Source organism: Cyclobacterium sp. 10D3-21 (genome assembly GCF_055809755.1).
Window position 1 is genome coordinate 1,740,747 of the sequence record NZ_CM147924.1, and the last position, 26,115, is coordinate 1,766,861.

General features: G+C 37.2%; 26 protein-coding genes and 1 tRNA gene. 23 read left to right on the forward strand and 4 right to left on the reverse strand.

Features of this window, described 5'->3' with window-relative positions; genetic code table 11:
• The first annotated feature begins 84 nt into the window (after nt 1-84).
• The 8 genes from AC0L7T_RS07120 (at nt 85) to AC0L7T_RS07155 (ending at nt 5,589) form a co-directional block, all read left to right on the forward strand.
• Entirely contained in the window at nt 85-633 is a 549-nt protein-coding gene (locus tag AC0L7T_RS07120) for a hypothetical protein (protein ID WP_473341825.1), read from the forward strand.
• A gap of 1 nt (nt 634) precedes the next feature.
• Nucleotides 635-1,078 (forward strand): helix-turn-helix domain-containing protein, encoded by a 444-nt coding sequence (locus AC0L7T_RS07125; protein WP_473341826.1) that lies wholly within the window; start codon nt 635-637, stop codon nt 1,076-1,078.
• 1 nt (nt 1,079) lies between these two features.
• A complete protein-coding gene (locus tag AC0L7T_RS07130; protein WP_473341827.1) occupies nt 1,080-1,526 on the forward strand; it encodes a hypothetical protein in 447 nt (148 codons plus the stop codon).
• Between the two features lie 1,128 nt (nt 1,527-2,654).
• Nucleotides 2,655-3,104, forward strand: coding sequence for a terminase small subunit (locus tag AC0L7T_RS07135; RefSeq protein WP_473341828.1), 450 nt, complete (start codon nt 2,655-2,657; stop codon nt 3,102-3,104).
• The gene (locus tag AC0L7T_RS07140) at nt 3,105-3,917 is read left to right on the forward strand and encodes a hypothetical protein (protein ID WP_473341829.1); all 813 of its coding nucleotides are present in this window, start codon (nt 3,105-3,107) and stop codon (nt 3,915-3,917) included.
• 69 nt (nt 3,918-3,986) lie between these two features.
• A complete protein-coding gene (locus AC0L7T_RS07145) occupies nt 3,987-4,277 on the forward strand; it encodes a helix-turn-helix domain-containing protein (protein ID WP_473341830.1) in 291 nt (96 codons plus the stop codon).
• A complete protein-coding gene (locus tag AC0L7T_RS07150; RefSeq protein ID WP_473341831.1) occupies nt 4,274-4,681 on the forward strand; it encodes a hypothetical protein in 408 nt (135 codons plus the stop codon). The genes AC0L7T_RS07145 and AC0L7T_RS07150 overlap by 4 nt, the downstream gene beginning before the upstream one ends.
• The gene (locus tag AC0L7T_RS07155; RefSeq protein WP_473341832.1) at nt 4,675-5,589 is read left to right on the forward strand and encodes a hypothetical protein; all 915 of its coding nucleotides are present in this window, start codon (nt 4,675-4,677) and stop codon (nt 5,587-5,589) included. The genes AC0L7T_RS07150 and AC0L7T_RS07155 overlap by 7 nt, the downstream gene beginning before the upstream one ends.
• Before the next feature lie 505 nt (nt 5,590-6,094).
• Here the strand turns inward: AC0L7T_RS07155 and AC0L7T_RS07160 are convergent.
• The 4 genes from AC0L7T_RS07160 to AC0L7T_RS07175 form a co-directional block, all read right to left on the reverse strand.
• Nucleotides 6,095-7,042: a hypothetical protein gene (locus tag AC0L7T_RS07160; protein WP_473341833.1), complete on the reverse strand. Its 948-nt coding sequence runs from the start codon at nt 7,040-7,042 to the stop codon at nt 6,095-6,097.
• Between the two features lie 858 nt (nt 7,043-7,900).
• A complete protein-coding gene (locus AC0L7T_RS07165; RefSeq protein WP_473341834.1) occupies nt 7,901-8,305 on the reverse strand; it encodes a hypothetical protein in 405 nt (134 codons plus the stop codon).
• Nucleotides 8,306-8,604: 299 nt separating this feature from the next.
• Nucleotides 8,605-8,686, reverse strand: a tRNA-Leu gene (locus tag AC0L7T_RS07170).
• Nucleotides 8,687-8,850: 164 nt separating this feature from the next.
• Nucleotides 8,851-9,621, reverse strand: coding sequence for an SAM hydrolase/SAM-dependent halogenase family protein (locus tag AC0L7T_RS07175; protein WP_473341835.1), 771 nt, complete (start codon nt 9,619-9,621; stop codon nt 8,851-8,853).
• A 100-nt stretch (nt 9,622-9,721) separates the two neighbouring features.
• On the opposite strand from AC0L7T_RS07175, the gene AC0L7T_RS07180 reads away from it, so the two are divergent.
• The 15 genes from AC0L7T_RS07180 to AC0L7T_RS07250 all read left to right on the forward strand — a co-directional run bounded on the left by AC0L7T_RS07180 (nt 9,722) and on the right by AC0L7T_RS07250 (nt 26,062).
• Complete coding sequence (locus AC0L7T_RS07180; RefSeq protein ID WP_473341836.1) at nt 9,722-10,684, forward strand: PhoH family protein; 963 nt, start codon at nt 9,722-9,724, stop codon at nt 10,682-10,684.
• Complete coding sequence (locus tag AC0L7T_RS07185) at nt 10,681-11,130, forward strand: GNAT family N-acetyltransferase (RefSeq protein ID WP_473341838.1); 450 nt, start codon at nt 10,681-10,683, stop codon at nt 11,128-11,130. The genes AC0L7T_RS07180 and AC0L7T_RS07185 overlap by 4 nt, the downstream gene beginning before the upstream one ends.
• Before the next feature lie 34 nt (nt 11,131-11,164).
• Entirely contained in the window at nt 11,165-11,731 is a 567-nt protein-coding gene (locus AC0L7T_RS07190) for a DUF3575 domain-containing protein (RefSeq protein WP_473341839.1), read from the forward strand.
• 325 nt (nt 11,732-12,056) lie between these two features.
• On the forward strand, nt 12,057-14,033 hold the full coding sequence (locus AC0L7T_RS07195) for a ComEC/Rec2 family competence protein (protein ID WP_473341840.1): 1,977 nt from the start codon (nt 12,057-12,059) through the stop codon (nt 14,031-14,033).
• A gap of 65 nt (nt 14,034-14,098) precedes the next feature.
• Entirely contained in the window at nt 14,099-16,021 is a 1,923-nt protein-coding gene (locus AC0L7T_RS07200; protein ID WP_473341841.1) for a RecQ family ATP-dependent DNA helicase, read from the forward strand.
• Nucleotides 16,018-16,605: a hypothetical protein gene (locus AC0L7T_RS07205; RefSeq protein WP_473341843.1), complete on the forward strand. Its 588-nt coding sequence runs from the start codon at nt 16,018-16,020 to the stop codon at nt 16,603-16,605. Before AC0L7T_RS07200 ends, AC0L7T_RS07205 begins: the two co-directional genes overlap by 4 nt.
• A gap of 1 nt (nt 16,606) precedes the next feature.
• Nucleotides 16,607-17,158 carry an NUDIX hydrolase gene (locus AC0L7T_RS07210; protein WP_473341844.1) on the forward strand — a complete coding sequence of 184 codons (552 nt, stop codon included), beginning with the start codon at nt 16,607-16,609 and terminating at the stop codon, nt 17,156-17,158.
• Between the two features lie 83 nt (nt 17,159-17,241).
• Nucleotides 17,242-17,955: a tetratricopeptide repeat protein gene (locus AC0L7T_RS07215; protein WP_473341845.1), complete on the forward strand. Its 714-nt coding sequence runs from the start codon at nt 17,242-17,244 to the stop codon at nt 17,953-17,955.
• Nucleotides 17,955-18,917: an L-threonylcarbamoyladenylate synthase gene (locus AC0L7T_RS07220; RefSeq protein ID WP_473341846.1), complete on the forward strand. Its 963-nt coding sequence runs from the start codon at nt 17,955-17,957 to the stop codon at nt 18,915-18,917. Before AC0L7T_RS07215 ends, AC0L7T_RS07220 begins: the two co-directional genes overlap by 1 nt.
• Before the next feature lie 38 nt (nt 18,918-18,955).
• Nucleotides 18,956-20,155: a phosphoglycerate kinase gene (locus AC0L7T_RS07225; protein WP_473341848.1), complete on the forward strand. Its 1,200-nt coding sequence runs from the start codon at nt 18,956-18,958 to the stop codon at nt 20,153-20,155.
• 298 nt (nt 20,156-20,453) lie between these two features.
• The gene (gene gldA, locus AC0L7T_RS07230) at nt 20,454-21,362 is read left to right on the forward strand and encodes a gliding motility-associated ABC transporter ATP-binding subunit GldA (protein WP_473341850.1); all 909 of its coding nucleotides are present in this window, start codon (nt 20,454-20,456) and stop codon (nt 21,360-21,362) included.
• A gap of 4 nt (nt 21,363-21,366) precedes the next feature.
• Nucleotides 21,367-22,089, forward strand: coding sequence for an ABC transporter permease (locus tag AC0L7T_RS07235; RefSeq protein WP_473341852.1), 723 nt, complete (start codon nt 21,367-21,369; stop codon nt 22,087-22,089).
• Complete coding sequence (gene gldG, locus AC0L7T_RS07240; RefSeq protein WP_473341853.1) at nt 22,082-23,761, forward strand: gliding motility-associated ABC transporter substrate-binding protein GldG; 1,680 nt, start codon at nt 22,082-22,084, stop codon at nt 23,759-23,761. The genes AC0L7T_RS07235 and gldG overlap by 8 nt, the downstream gene beginning before the upstream one ends.
• Before the next feature lie 234 nt (nt 23,762-23,995).
• Nucleotides 23,996-25,120 (forward strand): DNA polymerase III subunit beta, encoded by a 1,125-nt coding sequence (dnaN, locus tag AC0L7T_RS07245; RefSeq protein WP_473341855.1) that lies wholly within the window; start codon nt 23,996-23,998, stop codon nt 25,118-25,120.
• A gap of 378 nt (nt 25,121-25,498) precedes the next feature.
• The gene (locus AC0L7T_RS07250) at nt 25,499-26,062 is read left to right on the forward strand and encodes a type 1 glutamine amidotransferase domain-containing protein (protein ID WP_473341856.1); all 564 of its coding nucleotides are present in this window, start codon (nt 25,499-25,501) and stop codon (nt 26,060-26,062) included.
• The last annotated feature ends 53 nt before the right edge of the window (nt 26,063-26,115 follow it).

Here is a 26,115-nt window from a genome sequence, read left to right on the forward strand (position 1 = left end):
ACGAATTTTCAAAATGAGTTTTATTTAAAATTGTAATAATTTTTTCTATAAAAGAACTAAAAAGTAAACCTACAAGTTGATAATATGGAAATAGTGCCTATCTTTGAACTCCCAAACACCAAGTTGTTAACTGTTAAGTATGATGGTGAAGAGCTTGATGCTTTGGAAACCCTTCAAGGACAATGGAGCTCAACTGAATTTCTTCGAGAATTTTTCGAGAAGTTTAAAGATGATTATTATGCCAAATATGGTAGAAGTAAACTTAATACGCTTGTCCAGCAAGCCAAACAGCTTGCGGATAACCTCTTTGAAATATTGTATGAATTGGCCGAAGATGAAGAAACCGAAGCACTCGCAAAATTTTTCAAGCCACTTGATAATCGGGAGTTGGCCTCTGAACTTTATGAATTACAAAAATTAAAGGCAAGAGAAGAAAAACGCAAAAGTTATTTGCGAATTTATGCCATTCGATATAAAGAAAAGATTATCCTTACTGGAGGTGCAATTAAGTTGACCGATAGAATGGAGGTTAGGCCACATACTATGGATGAGTTAAAGAAGCTGGAGCTTGTGAAATTATTCCTAGATAAGAATGACCCAGAGGTCACCTTCAGTTATATAGATGTAAATTAATATGCCAAAATTTAACAATAAGATTGAAGAAGCTTTAGCCAAATCTCCTGTTTCCTCTTGGAAGCAAAAAGTGGAGTGGAGAAAAGCAAACAAGGAATGGTTGAAGAAATCAAGTGCCATCGCATTTAGAATGTTAGATGCCTTGGAAGAGAAGGGGTGGAAGCAAAACCGTCTTGCCAAAGAATTGGGTGTTTCTTCTCAACAAGTCAGTAAATACATGAGAGGTGAAGAGAATTTCAAGCTTGAAACTTTATGCAAGCTTGAAAAAGTGCTAGGTATTGAATTGATTACGGTTTTGCAAGAAGACCAGGAAGTAAAGCAAAAGGAGGCATTAGAATATAAGGAATATGAGGCTAAAATTGTCCAACTCAAACCAGAAGATTTCTCTCATTATGAGGTTGTAGCTAAAAATTCAAATAAAACATCTTATCCAACCGCGGTGTAAAATGGCTGAAAAGAAAAATATTTCTTTCCGTTTAATTGGAATAGAAACAATACAATTTGCTGTAATAGAAGAATCCTACAAAGAAGATTGTGATATCGATTTGGTAGTAAGTGCCCCTTTTTCTGCAGCAAATGAAAATCATATTATTGCCTCAAGTTTAAATATTCAGTTTAAATGTGAGGATGTTCCTTTTATTATTTTGGAGATTAAGTTACAGTTTGATATTGAGGCGGAAGCATTTAATTCCTTATTTGATACCAAAAAGAAAAATCCATCTCTGGTAATTCCGGTTGGTTTATCCAGACATCTGGCGACTTTATCGGTAGGAACAGCAAGAGGGATTCTACACGAAAAATTGAATAAGAGTAAATTGCAGCATTTAATTCTTCCAACAATAGATTTAACCAAAATCTTGGTAAGTAATATTGTTCTTGATAAAAAAGGGTGATTTAAGTAGGAGGTCAAGAATTGTTGAAATATTTGGTTTTGCATAAAAAAACTCAGTTTAGAAAAAAAAGCTAAACAACGGGTGCTTAATATCCTGAATTCGATCCAATATCATAAAAATAAAGCGCCATTTAAAGGCCTAGGGATGGCTTTGAATGGAGAAATCCTTAGGTGTCCAACAAGACTAGACTGTCACACCCCTTTTCACGTTTGCGTCCCCACTCAAAGGGTTCAAAGTAACGATATAGTCATTCTTAATGCGGTTTTTTTGGGAAGAAAATTGATTTTAATTACTCTAATTAAGTGCAATAAAATTATACTTAAAAACTCCATAAGAAATATTATTATTTCAGTTTGAAAGCTTGATTTTTAATAAATTCAAGAATGAAATGAAGTATCCTTTATTAATGAATTCAGTAATTTATCCTACTACATTAGAATTGATATTCTGGGAATTATAAGTTGAACCAATTACCAATTGCATTGGTAGATGGGGGTATTAATAAAAAGCTAGAAAATATAAATGAAAACCCACTAAAAATCTCAAATAAATTGGGGAAAACAAATATATACGTTGCCAATATTGGCATTGTCCCACTTGCATTTTAAAGGGCAACCTATTTTTTAACTGCAAGCAAACGATTGAAATGGTCCAGAATTGCTTCGGATTAACTTTTAACTAAGATTTCTCACGAATTCAAGATTCAATCAAGGTATTACAACAATAAAAGGTGGAATTAAAGATTGGTTTCTCTTATATCTGGAAACCGTAATCTAGTGCTTTTGTACCTGATAAGCTTCATTGGATTTTTTTTAAAAAAAGAAGCGAATTTAATAGAGGATTGCAATATTTAAAGAAGGTGATTTCCGGGAGTTTTAGGATTATTTAGTTTACACTACTTCTTTTACTATCTATAGGGGTAAATGTAGTTTCCGGTGGAGTAAACTAGGTTTACGACCCGTAAACTATTTTAAAGGTACCCGATTGAAAACTAACAATCATCTCACAGGTTTAACACTAAGAGCATGGGTATTCCATTCGTAAATTATTGACAACCTATTTGTTCAACTGGTATAACTAATTTCCCACTGTATTTTTTTATATTTATGAATAAAATAGGTGGTCAACATGAAAAAAATATTTGACGTTGGTGGTGCTGAAGTTCGCCTGACCGAAAAAGAATTCCGTTTTGCAGAACATTACCTATGCTCTTTCAATGCTACGGAGGCAGCCAAAGAGGCTGGGTATAGCCATCATTCTGCAAGGCAACAAGGCTATCAAAACCTTACAAAACCTTACATCAAAGAATACCTTCAGTATAGGGCCAGTCCACATTTAAAAAGCCTTGAGGTCACCCAGGAAAGGATCATTAAAGAGTTGGCTACAATCGCATTTTCCAATGTAGGTGATTTATTGAATCCGGATTGGTCACTCAAAAACATGGAAGAGATAAGCTCTGAAAAATCCAGTGCCATTAAAGCGATCCATGTCCAGGAGAATGGATTTGGACTCCAGTTATATGATAAAGTTTCGGCTTTGGAAAAGCTATTGGAGTTGACAGATGTAAATGGTGGATAAATGGAAAATAAGTTTTTGCAGTCTGCAATTGACTCCTGGATTTCCCAGGCTCCTTCACTAAGCAAGTATTTTAATAATAACAGGTTTGCAAAACCATTTATAGAATTGGCAAACCATGCAATTGAGTCTCCTGAATTTTGGGCTGAGCATGCGGAGGATTTTATTGATGGGTTGGTTTTTCTAAAGTTTGGTTTTGCAAAAAGTAATGATGATTATTTAGAAAATGCGGAAAAATGTTTGCGTCCAGTGAAGGATAAAATCATTGAACGTTTGAAATCTGAATCTTTTCAGAAAACATTGATTTCAAGGACAGTAACCGGAGAGGAGAGGCTTCCGATTAAGGTTCCTGAAATATATATATCTGTTAAGGAGTTATTGTTACTAAATGAGAGATTGAATGGATTTATTTTGGAGGATAAAGATGTATCGAAACTCAAACAGCAACTTTTGAAAGACAAATTAGATAGCTGGGGGCTAAATGATGAGAATAATGAAAGCTTTAATCTTCCGCTTAAATTGTATTACCCCAATATTTTTAATCCGAATGGATTCTTACTTTTTGATTACTTGATGAAAGATCAAAAATTTAGTGGGAGAGGAGTAGTCACCGATATAAATTTTTTTTACCATAAAATGGTCTCGGATAGATTTATACATGCAAAGGAAGAGGATTTTAAGAGATGGTTTGCTGACTATTATCCTGATTTTACAGAAATTGATAGGTTTCACAAATTAAGTAGGATCAAACCGAATGCCCAGAGGGTTGATCGATATAAGTCTGGTTTAGACTATATTAAATCGTATAAAGTTTAATTTTTTTCTTTGTACAGCAAACTGTACAAGTAGGTTGATTCCTTGCTGCCAAATCAAATATGATACGGTATGCAGACTATCCAAATTACACAACTTTCTCCCGAACAATTCGAGGAGGCCATTAGAAAGGCTGTAAGGTCTCAATTAGAAACCTTAAAAAAGGAAATCAATCCCCAACAGCCCAAGGAAGAATACCTTTCTCGGAAGGAGGTTGCAGAACTTTTCAAGATTGAATTAAGTACCCTACATAATTGGTGCAATAAGGGGAAGCTGAAACCTTATGGCATTGGTAGCAGAGTTTATTTTCTCCGTTCAGATCTTGAAAAGGCACTAAAGCCGCTAAACCAGGAGGGTATATGAAAACGGCACCTGCTCAACCCTCAATGGTGGTGGTTTACCGCAAATATAATGCTTCCACCAATCTATATTGTCTAAGTGACTGGAATACCAATCATGCCGATTTACTTTGGGTAGCAGCATTATTGGATAATCTGCCGTTTGAAATTTGCCTAAAGCAGAATCGAATCTCAAATAAGCTGGAGATTCATAACTATAATCTCGATACCCGGTACTTTTTTGCATCATTCCCAGATAAGCTTTTGTTTGATTGGGAAGAATTAAGTCCAAGTCCATTCCGCTTAAGTACCGGACTTGGTCATTTGATTACAAGGATCAAAGGGAATTGGCAATACCTATCATTCCGTTTTGAATTTCCTGAAGGGATTTGTCGTAGTGAGACATTAAAGGCAAGTGGGGTATGGTAGATGATGTAAAAATGGAAATTCCTTTTGATCCTCCAGAGGAATTCAGGCAGAAAGTACCATTTCCTTTTGAATTGAATGGTATCCTATTCAAACCTGAATTCAACAAAAATGGAGATTTAATCAGTTATTCGGCTAAGCTTGAGAACCTGCATGTCAAATTGGTTTCAGGTAAAGTAATTCTGATGAATTCCTGGCATAAATACTTTCACGGTAACAACTATTCGGATTTCTTTTGGGAGGAAATTCAAGTTTGTATGCAAACATTGAGTACAGTCTTTGGAGATGTGTTCTGGAAATCCCGAATAACCAAATTGACGGCTGGTGTTAATCTACAGTGTAATCCGAAAACCATTATTGAAAGGTTGATTTCCTTCAAGGGAAACCCAATGGAGCCTATGAGGCCCAGGAATAGTAGGTCAGTATATGGTAAAAGGTTTGCCAGTACCCATTACAATGTAAAAGTCTATGATAAGCAGTTTGAGGTGAAAAGAAATGCTCGGATGGATATTTTGCCAACCCTTCGGATTGAAAAGGAAATGAGAATGCCTTATTTCCAGAAACGGAAAAGTAATCCTGTTCCAATTTACACCCCCGGTGATCTTAAAAACCCCAATGCTGTCACCTTCCTTTCCTATGAATTGTATGCAGTCATTTTTTCCTTGGGGTTTGACTATGGGATTAGCCCCATGGCTATGAAGGATTTTCACGATGCTTCGGTAGTTATTTTTATGAGTAATCCGGAATACCGTAGGGTATTGAAGAAAAAATCCAACTACAGAACCTACAAAAGCTATGAAAAGAGATTGCTGGAATTGCAGGAGGAATTTAAAGTGGAGAATTACAACGAGGTGCTTTTCTTACTATTGAATCAGAAAGTGGACTTGTTGAGCAGCGTACTGGTTCCCTAAAAAAACCATGTAATTTTTACATGGTTTTTGTTTTGCAAAAACAGTGTAGTAAGTGCAATCTTTTTGAAGGGAGCCTAGAGTTACAAAAAAGTCATATTTCAAACATGTAGTATAGCAGAAATTGTTTGTAGTTTTTTCCAAGAATGACTATTATGAAATATCAATATTTTAGTACGTAAAGAAAGTGATAATCATAAAGATACGGACCGAATGCTGAATCCTACCTGAAGGTTCTTATTAGGTTCTGTTTAAGGTTATTTAGAACAAACTGATTTTTATAAAAATAACTGACTTTTGCTTTTAGCGATATCTACTCTTGATTTATTTTATAGCTTAAATAACTGGTACTTAAGTTTTTTCGATATTTTATTGTGAAAAAAAACATTTTAACCTTACGAGGAGTAAATAAACATAGAAAAATAAAAATACTAGTCTCCAGATATTTTATAGGGAACTATAAAATAAGATAATGTCCAGAGATTATTCAGTAGTAAAAAATATCAAGTTACATATCAAATATATTTTGATCATTTTGTTCTTTCAAAAGATTTATTTGACTGGAAATGAAATTTATTTTGTTGATGGGTATTTCAAAAATTATCTGGCCATTCCTTCCATTATCTCTTTCATAATATTCAAAATCATAAGTGAATCTTAAAATTTCAGCATTATTAATGTTGGGAATTTCAGCTTTTTTAGGGTTGTATATTGGTAACCTTTTTCCTAACCAATCGATATCACCTCTTATGAAATAATGAATGTCCTTTTCAATTCTATTAAGATTTTGTATTCTCGAAATGTCAGTCCCTAAATTCTCCAATCCACATAGAATGTTGATTTTATAATCCTTTGAATAACCTTCTATAGTGAAATCAAGATTTCTACAATTAACGTATCCATTTCCAAAATTATCGTATTTAAATTGAAGCCATTCATATAAGCTTGGGACCATTATAGATGAAAAACCGTTTTCTAAAAAAAAACTATTTAACTTAATACTTAAGTTACAAAAAGAAAGTTTCCTATGAAATATTAATTTTACTGTTTTTCCTGCCATAGGTTGCCCAATTGGTGAAAAAATATTTTGAAGAAATTCGTCACAACTAATTTCTAAACTGTTTGCTCTTTTAAACGAGGGGGAATATTCAACTACATAGTTGACTTCAGATTTTTTTTGGAAGATTGATGATAAAGCTAATAATCGAAAATCATTTATTCCATTAAAGTTGCTTATCCTAACAATTATAAAAAACATATTATTTTTATATCTGGAAGAAAAATATAAATATATTTCTTGTATATCAGCAGGTAAAAACCTCAAAATGTAATTTGGAATATCCCTTTTTATTTTAAACTTCAAAAAAGAAGATTTAAATAAAAAGTAATTTAATTTCTGATCTATAGGCGTTTCAGAAAATTGTGAAGTATTAAAAAAAGGAGATGAGTCAGTCATTTTTTAATTTTCATGCTATTATTCCTTATTTTCGAGCAATTAAATATTAACTGGCCCAATATTTTCACGTTTTTTTTCCAGATTTGATTACTGTAGATCATAATTTATAAGAAAAAACTTGCAAGGATAATGATCCGTTAGTCAAATATAGGGTTATTAATCTTCCCATTAAAATCTTTCTTGGAATAGAGATTTTATCTCTTCCTGAAATTAAGGAACAGTTTAAAAATTCACATTCCAATTTGGAAGTATTTCATCCCCATGGTTTTATACTTTTTGATTATTTAGTTAAGAATCATCTTGTAGCCTTCCCTATTCTAGGACACTTTAAAATTCGACAAATAATTATTGTTTAGTTACTGCGAATAAACCCCAAGTTAATTGTAGGTAAGAAAAAATTCCTCTATGTTCTTTAACATTACTGTTGTTCTTTCTTAAAATTATTTCATCGAAATGCTTGTGAATTATCGGTATTACTTTTTCTGAGGCATTATGATGCTTGAATAGTGATATTAGTTCATATTGGAAAAGTGTTTCTATTTGTTGCAGCATACTTTGATTCTCGCAGTTACATTGCATTTCCCAAATGGGATTGTCATGGGAAAGAGAACTATTAAATAATTGACTGAAAATTTCTTTAACAAGCATTTAAAGTGGAATCAGGATTCACGGAATTAAGTAGTCTTTAATTCTGACTAATGTTTTTAAAATGTACTGATCTTCAATTAATTAACTATATATCAATTATCTGATTAGCAACACCCCGGTAGCTCTGAAAGTAAATGTGTTTCATATATGCAGGATTGTGGCCAACGTTGTGCTAAAAAGCGTTGCCATCCCTCAGGCTGGCTATGATTTTTAGCGAGTGTTGGGGTTAGTACTTCTTTTATCATATAATTCATTCAGCCATTCTGAGCCATTTCTCTCTTCAATTCTCGATGACATTATTTCATAATAATTGTCCATACCTCTTGTATAAAATATGTCACAATCTACTTTTCTTACTTCAAATCCCATTTCTGTTGATATTGAATTAAGTCGTTCTAAATCGGTTCCATCAAATTCGCATTGAGGGTATACTAATCCAATAGTCCATAAGTCATAATGTGCCGAAAGAAAACTGTAGCGAGAAAACAAATTAAAAAATGAAATTAGAACTACAATTCCGAAAATCACCAATATGACACCTATTCTCTTCAATTCTGTCTCTTTTATATTAACCCCAACGTACGAATAAAGTGCACTGTGCACTTTATTCGCCATGCAACAATACACAATCTAACAGGTTTTTAATGTTTTTAAAAGTATTTATTGCACCATGCATTTAAATTTTTGTGATTTAGATGGAATTATGTACTGGCAATACCTAGGCGTAAACATTTGAGCCTATTCATATAACAAAAAAGTAGAAAGTGTCACTAAAAATACATTTCTTGCTACGATTTTTAAAATAGTCTCTAGAATAATAGCGGGGGATTTATTCAAAAAAATAAAATCGTTTGCCAATCGTTTGCCAAAAAACGCAAAAACCCCTTCAGATTTGCATCTAAAGGGGTTTGGTGTACCCAGGGCCGGAATCGAACCGGCACGCCCGAAGGCATTGGTGTTTGAGACCAACGCGTCTACCAGTTCCGCCACCTGGGCTTGTGGCATTATCCATTCACTGCTGAATGGGATGCAAATATGTGCAAAGAATTTTTCACAAACAAATATTTTACCTGCTTGCAACAGTGATTTTTTGGCTTTTTTATAGCCTGCCTTTTCTATCTGCTGATTTTTAAAGGTTTAATTAATCAGAAATCAGAAAATTAAACCTCAAAATTGATGAAAATCGGACTGTCGTATCTCAAGCCTAATAAATCTGCCCCATGGCCATGGTTAATTCCAATTTCCAATAAACCCAAGCTATTGAAAAATGCCCAGCAATCTCCAGGTTCCACTTCATTGTAATTGGTTTGGAGTTGTTGTACTGACTCTCTACCAAAAACGATCTCAAATTTTCCGGGATTTAATTTTTCAAAGACCTCCCTAGGGATATTCGTGATCAAATTGCCGTAAATGTCTACCCGAAGAACATACCCTACGATTTGTTTTTTGCTTGCTTTAAAGTGACGCCCCATCATTTTTTTGATGGCCTGCAAAGGCCCACCAAAATCATGTATGGCTGCTCCACTAGCCACTTTAGCAGCTATTGGCGCAAGAATGTCCTTGGCAGGAAAGGAACTGTTTTTAATATGGATGTCAGAAAATTTTACAATGATCCCTGGGTCATGGTCGGCCAACATACTTAGCACCCCATTGTTAGGTCCTATGAATATATGTTCGTTAAGCTTGATGCCTATATAACCATCCGTAATACTACTCGTGGTATTTAGTGCAACAAGGTGAACAGTTCCCTTGGGGAAATCGTTAAAGGTAGAGCGAAGCAAAAATGCGGCATGCGCAATGTCGTATAAGGCAATATCATGACTTATGTCTACAATTGACAATTGGGGATTAATGGATAGCATTTTAGCTTTGACCACTGGTACATAGTAGTCTGAGTTTCCAAAATCCGAAATGAATGTTACCAAAGCCATATAAGTAAGTCAATTAAAAATTCGTACTTTTGCGTTAAGGATGCACAAAAATAGGTATTTTTAATTTGTTTTTAGAATTAGATAAACAGAAGAAAATATATTGGTAGAAAAAGTCATAACATTGGAAAATATTTCCCTCCTAGACTTCTTAGGTTCGGAAAATGAAAATATCAGGCAGATTTCAGCGGCCTTTCCCCAAAGTAAAATTGTTTCCCGGGGCAACGAAATAAGGATCAAAGGTCGAGCACCAGAGATTCTTAAAATCAACGACATTTTAAACATGCTCCTGGAGCATTTTAGCCGTTATGGTCAAGTCACTCCTGAGAATGTAAAAGAATACATTGATTTAGAAGGGAATCCTCAAGTAAAGGCTGAAAGCAATAATTCTATTATTCTCTATGGAAACAAAGGGGTGATCGTTAGGCCGAAATCGCCCAATCAGAAAAAACTCGTAGATTCCTCCTTTAAAAATGATCTTGTCTTCGCCTTAGGGCCAGCAGGAACTGGGAAAACCTATATCGCTGTGGCGCTAGCCGTCAGAGCATTGAAAAATAGAGAGGTAAAGCGTATAATTATTACCCGACCAGCTGTAGAGGCTGGAGAAAACCTAGGGTTTCTTCCAGGCGACTTGCAAGAAAAGTTGGACCCTTACCTGCGACCCATTTATGATGCGTTGGCAGATATGGTGCCTACTGAGAAGCTGAGGTTTTATCAGGAAAACAGGGTGATTGAAATAGCGCCGCTTGCTTATATGAGAGGTAGAACACTTCACGATGCCTTCGTTCTGTTGGATGAAGCGCAGAATACTACTTCGGAACAAATTAAGATGTTTCTTACCAGAATGGGCCCTAATTCCAAGGTAATTATCACTGGAGATCAGTCCCAGGTTGACCTTCCATCACGTCAAAAATCAGGTCTTCGGGAATCACTACGTATTCTTAAAGGGGTGAAAGGCATAGGTGTGGTGAATCTTTCGGGCAATGATGTGGTAAGGCATAAGCTTGTGAAGTCAATAATTGAAGCCTACGAGAAAAATGAGGTCGAAGCCCATCCATCCAAATGAGTTTAACAGTTAGCAAAATCACAGATGAGCTTTTATTGGAGAAAGCTTTTTATGTCCGAGAACAGGTTTTTGTAAAAGAACAAAATGTAGCGGCAGAGGAGGAGTACGATGAATTTGAAGCCATCGCCACCCACTTCATTGTACAGGACGGTGAAGATGGAGTTGCGACAGCCAGGTGGAGGTTTACAAACTCTGGCATTAAACTTGAAAGGTTTGCTGTATTAAAGCCTTACAGAAGCCATGGTGTTGGCAGTATGTTAGTGAAAGCTGTACTAGAAGATGTTTTGTCCAATCCTTCAAATAAGAATAAAACGATATATTTGCATGGTCAAGTAACTGCATTAGGCTTGTATGGTAAATTTGGATTTGAGAAAAAGGGTGAACTTTTTGTAGAATGCAACATTGAGCATTACCTGATGGAATATAAATCAGTAGAGAAATTTTAACAGAGATATTTACTTTTAAGCAAACAGTTTTTTTATGAAAAATTTTATAGGTGCGCTGATATTGGTAGTGGTTGTAGGTTTGGGCAATTTTCAGGCCAATGCACAGTCAATTGAAGATCCGGGAATTCCAGAAAATGAGGTGAAATTGAACATATTTAACACCATTTTTATTGGTTCTCTGGAACTGGGGTACGAGCATTTTCTGGATCGAAATCAATCCATTGGTTTCGGTATGACTTTTATGGATCGATTTGCTTATGTTTCAGATTCTGGAGACGGACAGGATTTTAAATCCACAAGTGCTACGATAGCGTACAATTACTATTTTGTGACAGAATCCAATCCTTCAGGGTTTTATGTGTTCCCATTTTTAAAATACAGAAGTGGATCCTTCACAGAGGTATTTGATAATAATCAAATTATTGAAACATCTCTGAATAGTTTTATTATTGGATTCGGCGGCGGTTATAAATGGGTGCACAACGATAAGTTTGCTTTGGGGCCTTATGTTAGCATAGCCAGAGGCTTTAATAATGAAGTATCTGACCGATTTGATCCAGTTGAGTTCAATGCCGGATTCACAGTTGGGTTCAGGTTTTAATTAGTTGATTTTCAGGTGTCCAACACCTGATTTTTTGTTTGTTTTATTGATTTTGTGAGCAAAGTTGGTTAAATTCTTTTCTGGAACCTTGGGTTGAATTATTTCTCAGGGAAAAAGGGGAGTGGCAAGTGCAATTGTTTTTTGTCCCTGAAGTCGCTTATAGTGACAACGATTTAGCCAAAATTGTACTGTTTTCAATTACTTCCAATGGATTTGGTCCTATTCTTATTCCGTCCCTTAAGGGTGGTAGATAGGCAGGGCTTCTGAATTGGTTTTTCAGAGGATATTGTATGCAGTAGTGTTTAACCAATTTTGGTTTTCAATCATGAAATTCAATGAATTTCCCTTTATAAGATATACCGTTTTTTTCGTTTTGGGAGTTTTCCTATATCCCTTAACAAAGGAAATTTTGGGCGCTTTTTTATTGCTGGGTTTATTGTTCTGCTTGGGAGCGTATTTTGTTTTAGCATTAGTGTATAGCCCTGAAAGAAAGCTGCTTTTCCAAGTTTCCCTACCTATTTTAGCTTATTTAAGTTTGATTTTTTCGGGCATGTTTGTGGCCTCTTCCAGAGATGTCGACTTAATGCCGGATCACCTGGTCCATTACCCTAAAATAAAAAACTATTTGGCAGAAGTACAGGAGGCTGACCAAATCAAACCAAATAGCAGTGGAAATGTAGTTTTTGTATACGCCATAGAAAATAGTGATGGTTGGGGGCCTGCCCGTGGGAAAGTTCAAATTTATCATCAATACGCAAAACCATTACTACTAGGTACGACCATTCTGGTAAATGGAGCGCCACAATTGATTCCTGCCCCTACTAATCCATCTATGTTTGATTATTCTACCTACATGGAAAGGAAAGGGGTGTATTTCACCCATTTTATTGGAGAGAGGTTCACAGTTGTATCAACACCTAAAAAGGCTTCCTGGTCGACAACAGTTATAGCCTGGCGACAATACTTAGGAGATAAAATAGCAACCTATATAGAAGACCCTCATTCTGTTCAGATTTCAACAGCATTATTACTGGGGCAAAAACAGGACCTGGACACTAATTTAAGGGATGCCTATGCTACGGCTGGTGCCATGCATATTTTAGCCGTTTCTGGCTTGCATGTCGGGATTATCTATGGCTTTTTCTTCCTGATTTTTAAGCCGAGCCAGAAAAAAGGACTTAAAAGAGTATTCTATTTAAGTTTGATCATGGCAATTATTTGGTTTTATGCGATACTTACCGGGCTTTCTCCCTCTGTGCTGAGATCAGCTACCATGTTTACTTTTATCTGCTTTGCGCAAATGAAGTCCCGAAGTCCTTCAATATTTAATCCTTTGGCACTGTCTGCCCTGGTATTATTGGTTTATGATCCCTTTTTGATCTACGCCGTAGGTTTCCAGTTAAGTTATGTTGCCTTGATGGGTATATTGGTATTTCAACCCCTAATCAGGAAGTTTTGGCACCCTGAAAAGAAATGGCTAAGGTATCTTTGGGACATTACCAGTGTTGGTTTAGCGGCCCAATTAACTACTTTTCCTCTCGCAATCTATTATTTCCACGTTTTCCCTACTTATTTTATACTTACAAATTTACTGGCCATACCTGCAGCATTTGTGATCATGTCGATAGGTGTTCCGTTTTTATTGTTTGCTGCCGTTCCCTATTTGGCTTCAATTCTGGGTTGGCTAATGGAGCTGGCTATTCGCTTATTGAACTATGGGATTTTTGGATTGCAAGCGCTTCCTTTTGCTAAAATGGACAACCTGTACTTATTCTTACCTGAAATGATTCTGTTTTGGAGCTTTCTTTTTTTTCTTTTTCATTGGATCGAAGGGAGGAAAAAGTATCAGCTGACAGCGATGATGGTTTTGGTTTTTGCATTTGGCGTTTATAGACTTTATGCAGGGATTGAAAGGGTTTCGAATGATTATTTGATTATTTATAACCTCAAAAATGGAGGTGTTTTTGATTACCTTCACAAAGGCCAATTGTACGCAATAGAAAAAGAGGTTGATCCTTCTGAGTTAAAGTACAGTATTATACCCCACAGAATAAAGGAAATGGGCATGCCTGTAAATAGGCTTGCGCTTTTGGATGCAGAGGATAACTATAAAATTGCCCTACCAGGAAGAAGGGATGTCCTCTTAGATAAAGATACTTTTCTTCCTGTTGATTTAACAGGAATTCAATTGCGTTTTTGGAAAGATGGAAAATGGTGGCGACAGGAAGAATTTCCTTTGCAAGGTGCTTTTTCGGAGGGAGCCATTAAAATAACTTTCAACAATAGGGAATCCCCCTTGTGATTGGGGCTGATGAAGCGTAATTTGGATAAAAATTACATTCATGCAAAAGGATTCATTGCCACAATATGGATAAGCTAGATACTTCAGCACTGGCGATCTTAAAGCAGTATTTTGGGTATCAAGATTTTCGCCCCCTCCAGGGTGAGATAGTTGCTGCTATCGTGGAGGGAAAGGATTCCTTGGTATTGTTACCTACAGGTGGTGGAAAATCCATTTGTTTTCAGGTTCCAGCCTTAATGAAAGAAGGTTTGTGTCTGGTGGTAAGTCCTTTGATTGCCTTAATGAAAGATCAGGTTGACCAGTTGAAAAGCAGGGGGATTAAAGCCATGGCAATTCATTCTGGCCTTCGAAAGAGGGAAATAGACACCTTACTGGACAATTGCGTTTATGGTGATTACAAGTTTTTATATGTTTCTCCCGAAAGACTTAAAACTGAAATTTTTTTAGCACGGTTTCAAAAAATGAACATTAACCTTATTGCGGTGGATGAGGCACATTGCATTTCTCAATGGGGGTATGATTTTAGACCTTCCTATTTGGAAATAGTGGCTATTAGAGCATTTTTCCCGAAGGTGCCTGTAGTTGCATTAACTGCCTCAGCCACGCTAAAGGTGAGAACAGATATAATCGAAAAACTAGAGCTTAAGGAGCCTTCTGTTTTTGTTAAATCATTTAGGAGAGATAATTTATCCTATTCAGTTCGATGGGCAGAAAATAAATTGGAGAAAGCAGTAGAGATTCTTCAAAAAGTACCTGGGACTGCTATCATCTATACAAGGAGTAGGAAGGGGACTAAAGAAACTGCCCAGCACCTGCAACAGCTAGGAATAGCAGCAACTTATTATCATGCAGGTTTGGATCAGGGCGTAAGAAATGAACGTCAAATGGATTGGATAAGGGGAGGTGTGCGGGTAATGGTCGCTACCAATGCCTTTGGAATGGGGATAGATAAGTCCGATGTGCGTGTGGTTATTCATCTTGACCTCCCTGAAAATCTTGAAAACTACTATCAGGAAGCTGGAAGGGCAGGAAGAGATGGGATAAAAGCATTTGCTGTACTCTTGGTCAGAGAACAGGACTGTATCACGTTGGGAGAAATGGCTGAGATAGCCTATCCACCAGAGGAAATGCTGAAAAAGGTTTACCAATGCTTGGCAAATTATTACAGGTTAGCTGTAGGAAGTGCTCAAATGACAAGCTTTGATTTTGACTTTCTGGATTTCACCAGATCGTATAATTTGGATATTCCGCTCACTTATAATTCCATAAAAGTACTCCAGGAAGAGGCCTTTCTTCTTTTTTCAGAAAGTGTTTTTCTTCCATCGTCTTTACATTTTCTGGTTTCCCAAAGCAAGTTGTATGAGGCGCAAATTGCCTATGCAAAGTTAGACCCATTGATAAAGCTGCTGCTAAGATTATATGGTGGAGAATTGTTTGTGAATTATATCAGGATCAAAGAAAGTAAAATTGCGCAATTGTTAAATACCACCGAGAAGGAAGTAGTAGGGATGTTGAAAAAACTGGATGAACTTGGCTTGGTAGATTTTTCGGGAAAAAAGGATCAGCCCCAGATTACCTTTATTACACCAAGAATTGATGCTGGAGTTTTACCTTTAAATAAAAAACGAATTAGTGAAAGAAGGACACAAGCAATAGAGAAAGCTCATAAAATCATTGAATATGCAAAAAATAATAAAATTTGCCGTACGCTACAGATTGTAAACTATTTTGGAGAGGAAAGTGATTTACACTGTGGTATTTGTGACAATTGTATTCAAAACAAAAAAGAAAATAATAGGGCGATAATCCGGAAAAATCTCATTCGAAAAATTCTTAAAACTTTAGACTTGGGAGAGGCGTTTTCATTAAAGGAATTGTTTTGTGAGATCGATGAAACTTTAGATGATTTTTCTGTAGGTTTGATAAGAGAAATGGAAGATGAGGGGTTGATTTCCAGTGAAAAAAATGGTGTAATCAAAAAGAAATGAAATTTATTGACCACTTATTAGACAAACTATTTTCAGGTAATAGCAATCGAGCAATTATCAGGGAAAATTTTACCCGCTCCGAAAGAGAAGAGCAGGAGGTGGCTTTATGGCTGACTGCGGAAGAAGGGGTGAATGTTTTGAAAATGATCTATGACAATTATCATTTTAAACGTGCGGGTATAAATAAAGATCCAGAAGTTCACTTTTACCATACTTCCTATGCCAATGGTTTTGCAGTTAGCTATACTCCTCCATTGGATTCTGATACTTTCACCAAACTCTTTTTTGGTTTAGGACAGCGAATGTTGGGGATGGGGTATAGAAGGGTTAGTATGGATCGAAAAATTGATGAAATAAATGATCAGGTAAGAACTACTGAAAAGTTGTATTTCAAACCGCTGATTTCGGCAGATGACTTATCGGATAAAATAAATCAGCTATTTGGCAATGTAAGTATAGAAAAGATTTCCCTTGACAATAAGCCCGACTACCTGAAAGTTCTGGTGACATTGTATTCCGATAGGCAATACCATGACGCCAAACCTTTTGACGAGTTTATGGATAAATTATTCAAAGCAGATTAGTATGGACAGAGAAAATCTAAAGTGCTTGATTGAAAATTACAGGACACCATTTGAGGAGGAAAAATCCATGGTGCCTGCTTTTTTGGACCTTTTAAATGACCCCGAGGCATTCAAAAGAGAAAGAACGGAGGGGCATTTTACGGCCTCGGCATGGATCGTCAATAAGCGTCGCACGCATACCTTGTTAACCCTGCACAAGAAACTTCAGCGATGGCTACAATTGGGAGGACATGCAGATGGAGACGAGAACCTTGTAGAAGTGGCGCTTAAAGAAGCCGAAGAAGAAAGTGGTTTGAAATCCATTCGATTGGTGGACAAGTCAATTTTTGACCTGGACAGGCACGTAATCCCAGCAAATGATAAGGAAGAAAGGCATTTTCATTATGATGTTAGGTTTCTTATCGAGGCAGAAATGGATGAGCCTTTGGTTATAAGTCCTGAAAGTAAGGACCTTGCATGGGTTGGATTTGATCTGGCAGCAGAATTGGTTGGATTTAATGATTCGATATTAAGAATGTTAGAAAAAACCAGTAAATCTGAAATTCTTATTTAAGACAATCGGAGGGACTTGCTTTTTGTTCAAGCCTTATGTGGATTGTGCCCTAAGGAATCCTTATCTTTGCAAAAAAAAATGAAATGTATAAAAATATATGGACTAGCATTATAGCGCTGTTTATTCTTGTTTCCTGTCAACCCTCTTCAGAAGAATTATTTGAAGCAGGAATAGGAGCGTTGGATAAACAGGATTTTGATACCGCAATTGAGCATCTAAACAGGCTAGTGGAAAAAGATTCGGCACATGCACCAGCATGGAATGCCAGAGGAGTTATTTTTTTCCAAACAGGTAAATTGGATAATGCCATTGAATCCTTTTCCCGCTCCATTGAAGTGGATGAAAACAATTACAAGCCCTTTTTTAACAGAGGGAATGTTTACATGGAAAAGGAGGAGTACAAAAAAGCGCTAATTGATTACAATCGCGCAAATGGTCTCGATTTCAATCAGATGGATATTTATTACAATCGTGGACTGGCTCTTTTGGGGCTTGAAATGTATGATGATGCCCTGATTGACTTTGATAAAGCATTGCATGATAACCCTCAGCAGCCACAAGTATTGTTCAATAAGGCCAAGGCACTTCTCGGGAATAACGACCCTTTAAATGCCATTGCAACACTTGAAGCATTAACGAAAATAGATGCGCGGAACGGTGCTGCCTTTTACCTTTTGGGCGTAACAGAGATGAGCGCATTAGGTAAAAAAGCAGAAGGTTGTGAACACCTTCAAACAGCCCTGTCTCTGGGATATACGCAAGCAAAAGATTGGTTGGACGAATTCTGTAATGAATAATGGCTGAGATTGGAAAAGATATTATAAAATCGGCAGCTTTATTGTCATCAGGACAGCTTGTGGCCATACCTACCGAAACGGTCTATGGACTGGCCGGAAATGCGCTGGATGAAAAAGCAGTGTTGCAAATTTTCAAATCTAAAAACAGACCGAGTTTTGACCCTTTAATTGTACATCTGGCAGGAATTGATCAGGTGTATGATTACGTGGAATTTATACCCGATGAATTAAAAGCCTTGGCAGATGCCTTTTGGCCTGGAGCACTTACGTTATTGCTGCCCAAAAAAGATATAATTCCCGATTTGGTAACCAGCGGATTGGGAAGAGTAGGGGTTAGGGTGCCCAATCATCCCCTCACCAGGAGTCTGTTGGAATTATTGGACTTCCCTTTGGCTGCGCCAAGCGCCAACCCATTTGGATACATTAGTCCCACCAGCGCCAGCCATGTTCAGCACCACCTTGGGGAGGAATTGGCTTATATTTTGGATGGAGGACTTTGTGAAGTTGGCCTGGAAAGTACCATAGTAGGTATGGAGCAAGGTCAGGTCATCATTTACCGTTTAGGAGGAGTTTCCGTTGGAGCAATTGAGGAGGTTGTAGGGAAAGTTTTGATCTTGCCCCAATCAAGTAGTAATCCGCAATCGCCAGGCATGCTGAAAAGTCACTATGCACCTAGAAAGCCAATGGTTTTAGGGGACCTGGATGAGCTAATGCAGCAATACCAGCTTGAAAAAGGTGGGGTTGCTATCCTGTCCTTTAAACGTTCTTTTCCTGAAGTGCCGGCATCCAACCAAGTAGCATTAAGTAGTTCTGGAGATTATGACGAGGCAGCAAGAAATCTATTTTCTGCGATGCGCACACTAGATGAGACGGATGCTACCCTAATTTTAGCTGAAGAATTGCCTGAAATACACTTAGGAAAAGCAATAAATGATCGGCTAAGAAGGGCTGCTGCCAAATAAAATGTTTATTTTTGACGCATATATTAAACCTATAACGCATGAACAATCGAATCAAAACAGTAGATAATGTTGATTTTAGTGGTAAAAAAGCACTTGTGAGAGTGGATTTTAATGTGCCACTGGATGATCAAAACACTATAACTGACAATACCAGAATAGTAGCAGCAATACCAACGATCAAAAAAATTCTTAAAGATGGTGGTTCGGTCATTCTGATGTCTCACCTTGGAAGACCAAAGTCAGGGTTTGAAGACAAATTTTCTCTGAGACACATTGTCACTGAGTTGAATAAAGAACTCGGTTTATCAGTGAAATTTGCCAAGGATTGCATAGGGAGTGAAGCAACACAGCTAGCTACCAGCCTTAAGTCAGGTGAAGTTTTACTTTTAGAAAACCTTCGTTTTCACAAAGAAGAGGAAAAAGGAGACAAAGAGTTTGCTGGGATATTGGCGAAACTTGGAGACATTTATGTAAATGATGCTTTTGGAACAGCTCACAGGGCACATGCTTCAACCGCTATTGTTGCTGAATTTTTCAATGATAAAGTGGCCGGCTACTTGATGCAAGCAGAATTAGAAAATGCTGAGAAAGTTTTGGGTGAGCCTGAAAGACCATTTACAGCCATTATGGGAGGAGCTAAGATTTCTGATAAAATCCTTCTTATCGATAAACTACTTGACAAGGTTGACAACCTAATTATCGGCGGTGGAATGTCTTACACTTTTGCAAAAGCTCAAGGCGGCACCATAGGCAACTCCTTATTAGAAGAGGATAAAATGCCACTTGCATTGGAGCTTTTGGAGAAAGCCAAACAAAAAAATGTCAATCTGATCTTACCAGATGATGCGATTACGTCCAAAGATTTCGCAAACGATGCAGAACAAAGTACAGCTAAAAAAGGGCAAATCCCTGATGGTTGGATGGGCCTTGATATTGGACCTGAAACCTGTGTCAAATTTGCGAAAATAATAAAAGAATCTAAAACCATTCTATGGAATGGCCCCATGGGCGTTTTTGAAATGAGTAGTTTTGAGAAAGGCACCAAGGCAGTAGCTGAGGCAGTTGTTGAGGCGACAGAAAATGGATCCTTTTCTCTAATCGGTGGAGGTGATTCCGCTGCTGCTGTCAATAAATTTGGCTACGGCGAAAAAGTTTCATTCGTTTCCACTGGTGGTGGTGCATTGCTTGAATTGATGGAAGGCAAAGTCTTGCCTGGTGTAAAAGCTTTAGAACCCTAAAAAGCAATAAAATCACTCAGGAAGTATTTTCCTGAAAATTTAATTCTGGATTGCTGTTATATAGAAATAAGGCGACACCGTTACCATTATGGACGGTGTTCGCTTTTTTCAAGTTTTATTTTGTACCTAATGTTTTATTGCTTTGGCAATGAATGCGTCAGCTATGCGTTAGATAAAGTGAGCCTGGTTCAGTTATTGGAAACGCTACTGAAATAACATCTATCAGGCTGTTTATAAGTAATTATAGCCCTTTATAGAAGCCTTAATCCCTGTTTCTGGCTTGATTTACATTTGAATTATGTCCATAGAAATTCATCAACTGTCAAAACGTTTTGGGGAACAACAAGTCCTTAATAATGTCAGCTTCCAGGCAAATCCTGGACAGGTGTTGGGTTTTTTGGGACCAAATGGAGCTGGGAAATCCACCACGATGAAAATTATTACTGGATTTCTGCAGGCTGATTCAGGTGAAGCATTGGTCAATGGCATTTCAGTGAAAAAACATCCAATCGCCGTCAGTAAGTTGATAGGGTATTTGCCTGAACACAACCCTTTATATGACGAAATGTACATCCCCGAATTTTTATCTTTTATAGGGGGGCTTTACCAGATGAAGAGAAATCTGCGGAATGAAAGGGTGAAAGTTGTGATGGACCAGTGTGGGCTTACAGATGAGCGACACAAAAGAATAGGTAACTTGTCCAAGGGATACAAACAAAGGGTAGGCCTGGCAAAAAGCCTTGTGCATGACCCTGAAATCATCATTCTTGATGAGCCTACTACAGGATTGGACCCAAATCAATTGGTTGAAATACGGCAACTTATTAAAGCGATTAGTAAAAATAAAACACTTGTTTTAAGCACCCATATCATGCAGGAAGTTGAAATTCTGTGTGACAAGGTTGTTATTATTAATAAAGGCAAAGTAGTGGCTCAAGATTCTCTTCAAAACCTTAAAGCATCCGCAGGAAAATCTATAGTTTTATTAGAAACAGAGGAAAACATACTGGAAGAATGCTTAACGGGGCTTTCCTACCATACTTTAGAGCGGAAAAACCTGGGATTATTGGCTTTCACATGTAATGACCCCAAAAAATTAAGACTTGAGATTTTTGAAATGATTCAAAGAGATAACCTAAATTTGATAAGCATCAGGCAAGAAGAAAAAAACCTGGAATCAGTTTTTCACAGCTTGACCCAAAGTTAAAGATATGTACAGTCTGTTTATCAAAGAAGTCAATGCTTTTTTCAGTAACCTTTCTGCCTATCTGATTACTTCCATTTTTTTAATTTCATTAGGTTTGATAGTGTGGGTATTTCCCGGTACAAGTGTTTTGGACTATGGCTACGCTGACCTTGACCCATTGTTTAGCTATACCCCTTTTGTTTTTATTTTTTTACTGCCAGCAATTACCATGAGGATGGTTGCTGAAGAGAAAAAAACCGGTACTTGGGAATTGTTAAAAACTTCCCCATTAAAAAACTACCAAATAGTGGTGGCCAAATACCTGGCTGCTTTGGTGCTTTTGTTCTTTTCTTTAATTCCCACATTGATCTATTATTTCAGTATCGTCCAGCTCGGAGATACCATAGGTAATATTGACAGTGCAGGTTTTTTTGGTGCGTATATCGGCTTGTTTTTAGTCGGAGCATTGTTTGCTGCAGTGGGGCTGTTTAGTTCGTGCATTACAGCTAATCAGATCGTTTCTTTCGTCTTAGCGGTGTTTTTATCCTTTTTACTTTATGGTGGGATAAGCGCTTTGGCGGTATTGACTTCAGGTCATCTGGCTGTTTTATTAGAAGGATTGGGTACTGATTTTCACTATGAGCAAATGGGCAGGGGGGTTATTGTCTCTGAAAATATTTATTACTTTTTGGGAATGATACTTTCCTTTTTGGTTTTATCTTGGATTTTGATCAATAGGGATGAATAGAAAATACAGTTCTCTATTATATGGAATAATGGCTTTGGTGCTGATATGGTTTTTGGTAGCCAATCTGGAAAAATGGTGGTCCTTCAGATTGGATATGACTGAAGAAGGTAAATACAGCATAGGTCCGGCCAGCCTGGCCGTGTTAGAGGATATGGATGGCCCATTAGAAATAGATGTTTTATTGGCAGGAGACCTACCTCCTGGAATGGTACGTTTTCAACGGAATATTGAGCAGATTCTGAAAACCTTTCGCTCCTTTAGTCGGGAAGAAATAATTATCAACTACCTGGATCCACTTCAAGTAGCCTCTGATAGTAGTGAACATTATATTCTGAAACTTGCAGACTATGGTATTAACCCTACCAATTTGTACAGTACCCAGAATGGGACTCAGTCCACCCAGCTGATATTTCCAGGGGTAGTTTTAAGGACAAAGTCCAGGGAGACAGGTGTGTTGTTATTAAAAGGGGAATTGGGTATGGGCCCCGAGGAGACCCTGAACTTATCCATAGAGAACCTGGAGTTTGAAATTGGGCAGGCGATTAAACGTTTGTACACCAGGAATAAGCGTGCCGTAGGAATTATCATCGGGCAGGGTGAAATGGATGAAGATGATGGCTATGGTATGGTGGAAGCACTGAACGAAGATTTTGAGGTTTATAAGGTCCCGTTTGACCAGGCCAAAAGTGTTGAAGACCTTTTGACATTTGAGGTGTTAATAGTGGCAGGTCCTAAAATGGCCTACGGAGTGAGAGAAAAGTACCTTCTGGACCAATTTCTAATGTATGGTGGGAATATACTGTTCTTGGTGGATCAGATGACGGTAAACCTTGAAAAGGCTGGAGGGAATGGTACTGTAGCTATGCCTTTCGATACAGGATTGGATGACCTGCTTTTTCGTTATGGGGTGAGGATCAATAAGGACCTTGTCCAGGATTTGAATTTCGGGTATTATCCAGTAGTTTCAGGAGAATATGGCAACCAGCCTCAAATAGTGCCTTTACCATGGCCCTTTTATGTACAGGCAGGAAAGATGGCGAATCACCCGATCACCAAAGGTTTGGACCTGGTTGAGTTCCGTTTTGTAAGTTCTATTGATACGGTAAAAGCTGACCATGTTATAAAGACCCCCTTGATTTTTTCCAGTAATTACACACGCAGAGAAAGTGCTCCGGCCCGAGTAGCTTTTAAAGATATGGCTCAAGAACCTGATGTGAAATCATTCAATAGTGGAAGTATTCCTTTGGCTTACCTTTTAGAAGGGAAATTCACCTCCTTTTTCAAAAATCGTTTTGTACCGGATGAATTTGATAAAAATAAATTTTTACCTGAAAGCAATGGTGGAAAGGTGTTGGTCGCTGGAGATGCAGATGTCATAAAAAGTTGGATCCAGCCACAAGAAGAACAAGCTCTGCCTTTGGGTAACAATCCATTTGCTGAAAGTAAAACGGCGAATAGAACTTTCTTACAGAATATAATAAATTACATGGTCGCTCCTAATGGGATTATAGCCAGTAAGTCCAAGAGTTTTGAGATCAGGCCACTAAATAAAGTAAAAATAAAACAGCAGAAATCGATGTGGCAAATAATCAATGTTGGGGTTCCTGTATTGCTAGTTATTCTTATTGGTTGGTTCAAACAGTTTCTAAGAAAAAGAAAATATGCTAAATGATAGGATTTCGAGCTGTTTTTCAAAAATCAAATTAATTTTATCCGATCAAATCAAAACCTAATGAGGGCGTTTGTAATTTTATTTATAACTTTACCCTGTTAAATCCATCGAAATTGAAATTTGTGTCTTATTTGGTTAAAAGCAATGATTAAAAACGCTAAATTTGGCTTTACTGAATTGTATCGTGGATTCTACGATAATTTTTAATGTGACTGAATTAAAAAAACCATACATATGAAATTTATTGTTTCTTCTTCCTCACTATTGAAGCATCTCTCCGCAATAAATGGGGTGGTAACAACCAACCCTGTTGTGCCAATTTTAGAGAACTTCCTTTTTGAAATATTGGACAGCAAGCTTACGGTAACAGCTTCTGATTTGCAAACATCAATGATGACAGAAATTGAGGTGGAAGCAAAAGAAGACGGTAATATTGCAGTTCCTGCAAAAATATTGATTGAAACGCTTAAAAATCTTCCTGAACAACCAGTTACTTTTAGTATCGATAAGGAGACTTATAGTATTGAGATCAGTTCTGACAATGGACGCTATAAATTGGCCGGAGAAAATGCTACGGACTTTCCAAGAATTCCGAGCGTAACCAATGCTTCTACCGTAGAAATGTCAACAGATGTTTTGAGTAGTGCAATCGCCAATACAATATTCGCAACAAGTAACGACGAGTTGAGACCTGCCATGACGGGGGTGTTTATAAACCTAAGCAGTACCAACACAACTTTTGTTGCTACGGATGGACATCGATTGATTCGTTATAGAAGAGTCGATATTGCTTCTCCTGAGGCTACCAGTATCATTGTACCTAGGAAAGCCCTAAACCTTCTGAAGTCTACACTTCCAACAGAAAATGTACCCGTAAGTGTTGAGTTCAATGCCAGTAATGCCTACTTTAAATTCAACAATATCAAGATGATTTGTAGGCTAATTGATGAGCGTTTCCCAGATTATGAAAACGTGATTCCTGCGGACAATAACAATGACATGTTGATCAACAGGCAAGAGTTTTTGGGATCTTTGAGAAGGATCGCCATATATGCCAATAAGACTACGCATCAGGTAAGGTTGAAACTGACGGGCAGTGAATTACAGATTTCAGCTGAAGACCTGGACTTTTCTAACGAGGCCAACGAAAGACTTTCTTGTGAGCATGAAGGCGAAGATATAGAAATTGGTTTTAATGCCAAGTTTTTGGTAGAAATGCTAAACAATATATCAGCGAAAGAAGTGACAATGAAATTTAGTGCACCAAACAGAGCAGGATTGATTTTACCTTCAGACCTAAATGAAAATGAAGACATTTTGATGTTGGTTATGCCAGTAATGTTGAGTAACTACGTATAAAAAGTAGTCCTCATTTTAAATATTGAAAGCCCGGTTTTAACCGGGCTTTTTTTGTGCCTTTCATTTTCTAATTCAATCGCTTTTGTCTCCAAATGGTCTGTTTTGTAGGCGGTGGCTCCTTTGTGAGTAGTAACAAAACAGTCATTTTCACATCTCATTTAATGCGTTAAGGGTTGATAGCCATCTAAAAGGTTTGTTTAGAGGAATTGAAGTGGCCTTATACTTTATAGCCCTTGAATTCACTACAGATATAGGCCAATTTGTATTCAAGCCGTAATTTACCTTTAGCGAGCAAACTTTTTTTTAGGTTGAATAAGTTTAGCATGAAATTTGAACTTTTCCTTTTAATTTTAGTCTAAAACCAAACTAACTATTATTATGAATAAGTTATCTGATAAAAGAATAGCATTAATTACTGAAAATGGATTTGAAGAAGTAGAGTTTACTTCTCCGAAAAAGGCATTGGAAGATCAAGGGGCCATTGTGGAAGTCATTTCCCCAAATAAAGGAAGTATTAAGTCTTGGAAAGATGGGAATTGGGGAGGAGATTTTAAGGTAGATAAAACCGTAGATGAAGCCAATTCCGATGATTATCATGCTGTCCTAATTCCAGGAGGAGTCCTGAACCCGGATAAATTGCGTACCAATAAAAAAGCCATTGAATTCATTAAAGGTTTTTTCTCCAAGGGAAAACCAGTTGCTTCCATCTGTCATGGCCCTCAGGTATTGATAGAGACAGGGGCATTGGCAGGTAGAAAAATGACTTCTTTTCCATCCATAAAACAAGACATTATCAATGCAGGAGCAGAATGGATTGATCAGGATTGTGTTTGTGATCAGGCCTTGGTTACCTCAAGATCTCCAAAAGACCTCGAGGCCTTTAATAAAAAGATGATAGAGGAAATTTGGGAAGGCAAACATGAAGGTCAGAAAACACTCTAAGCAAAATTTGTTTAAGTTAAACTTAGTGCCTGAATGTAATTCACTCTTTTCAC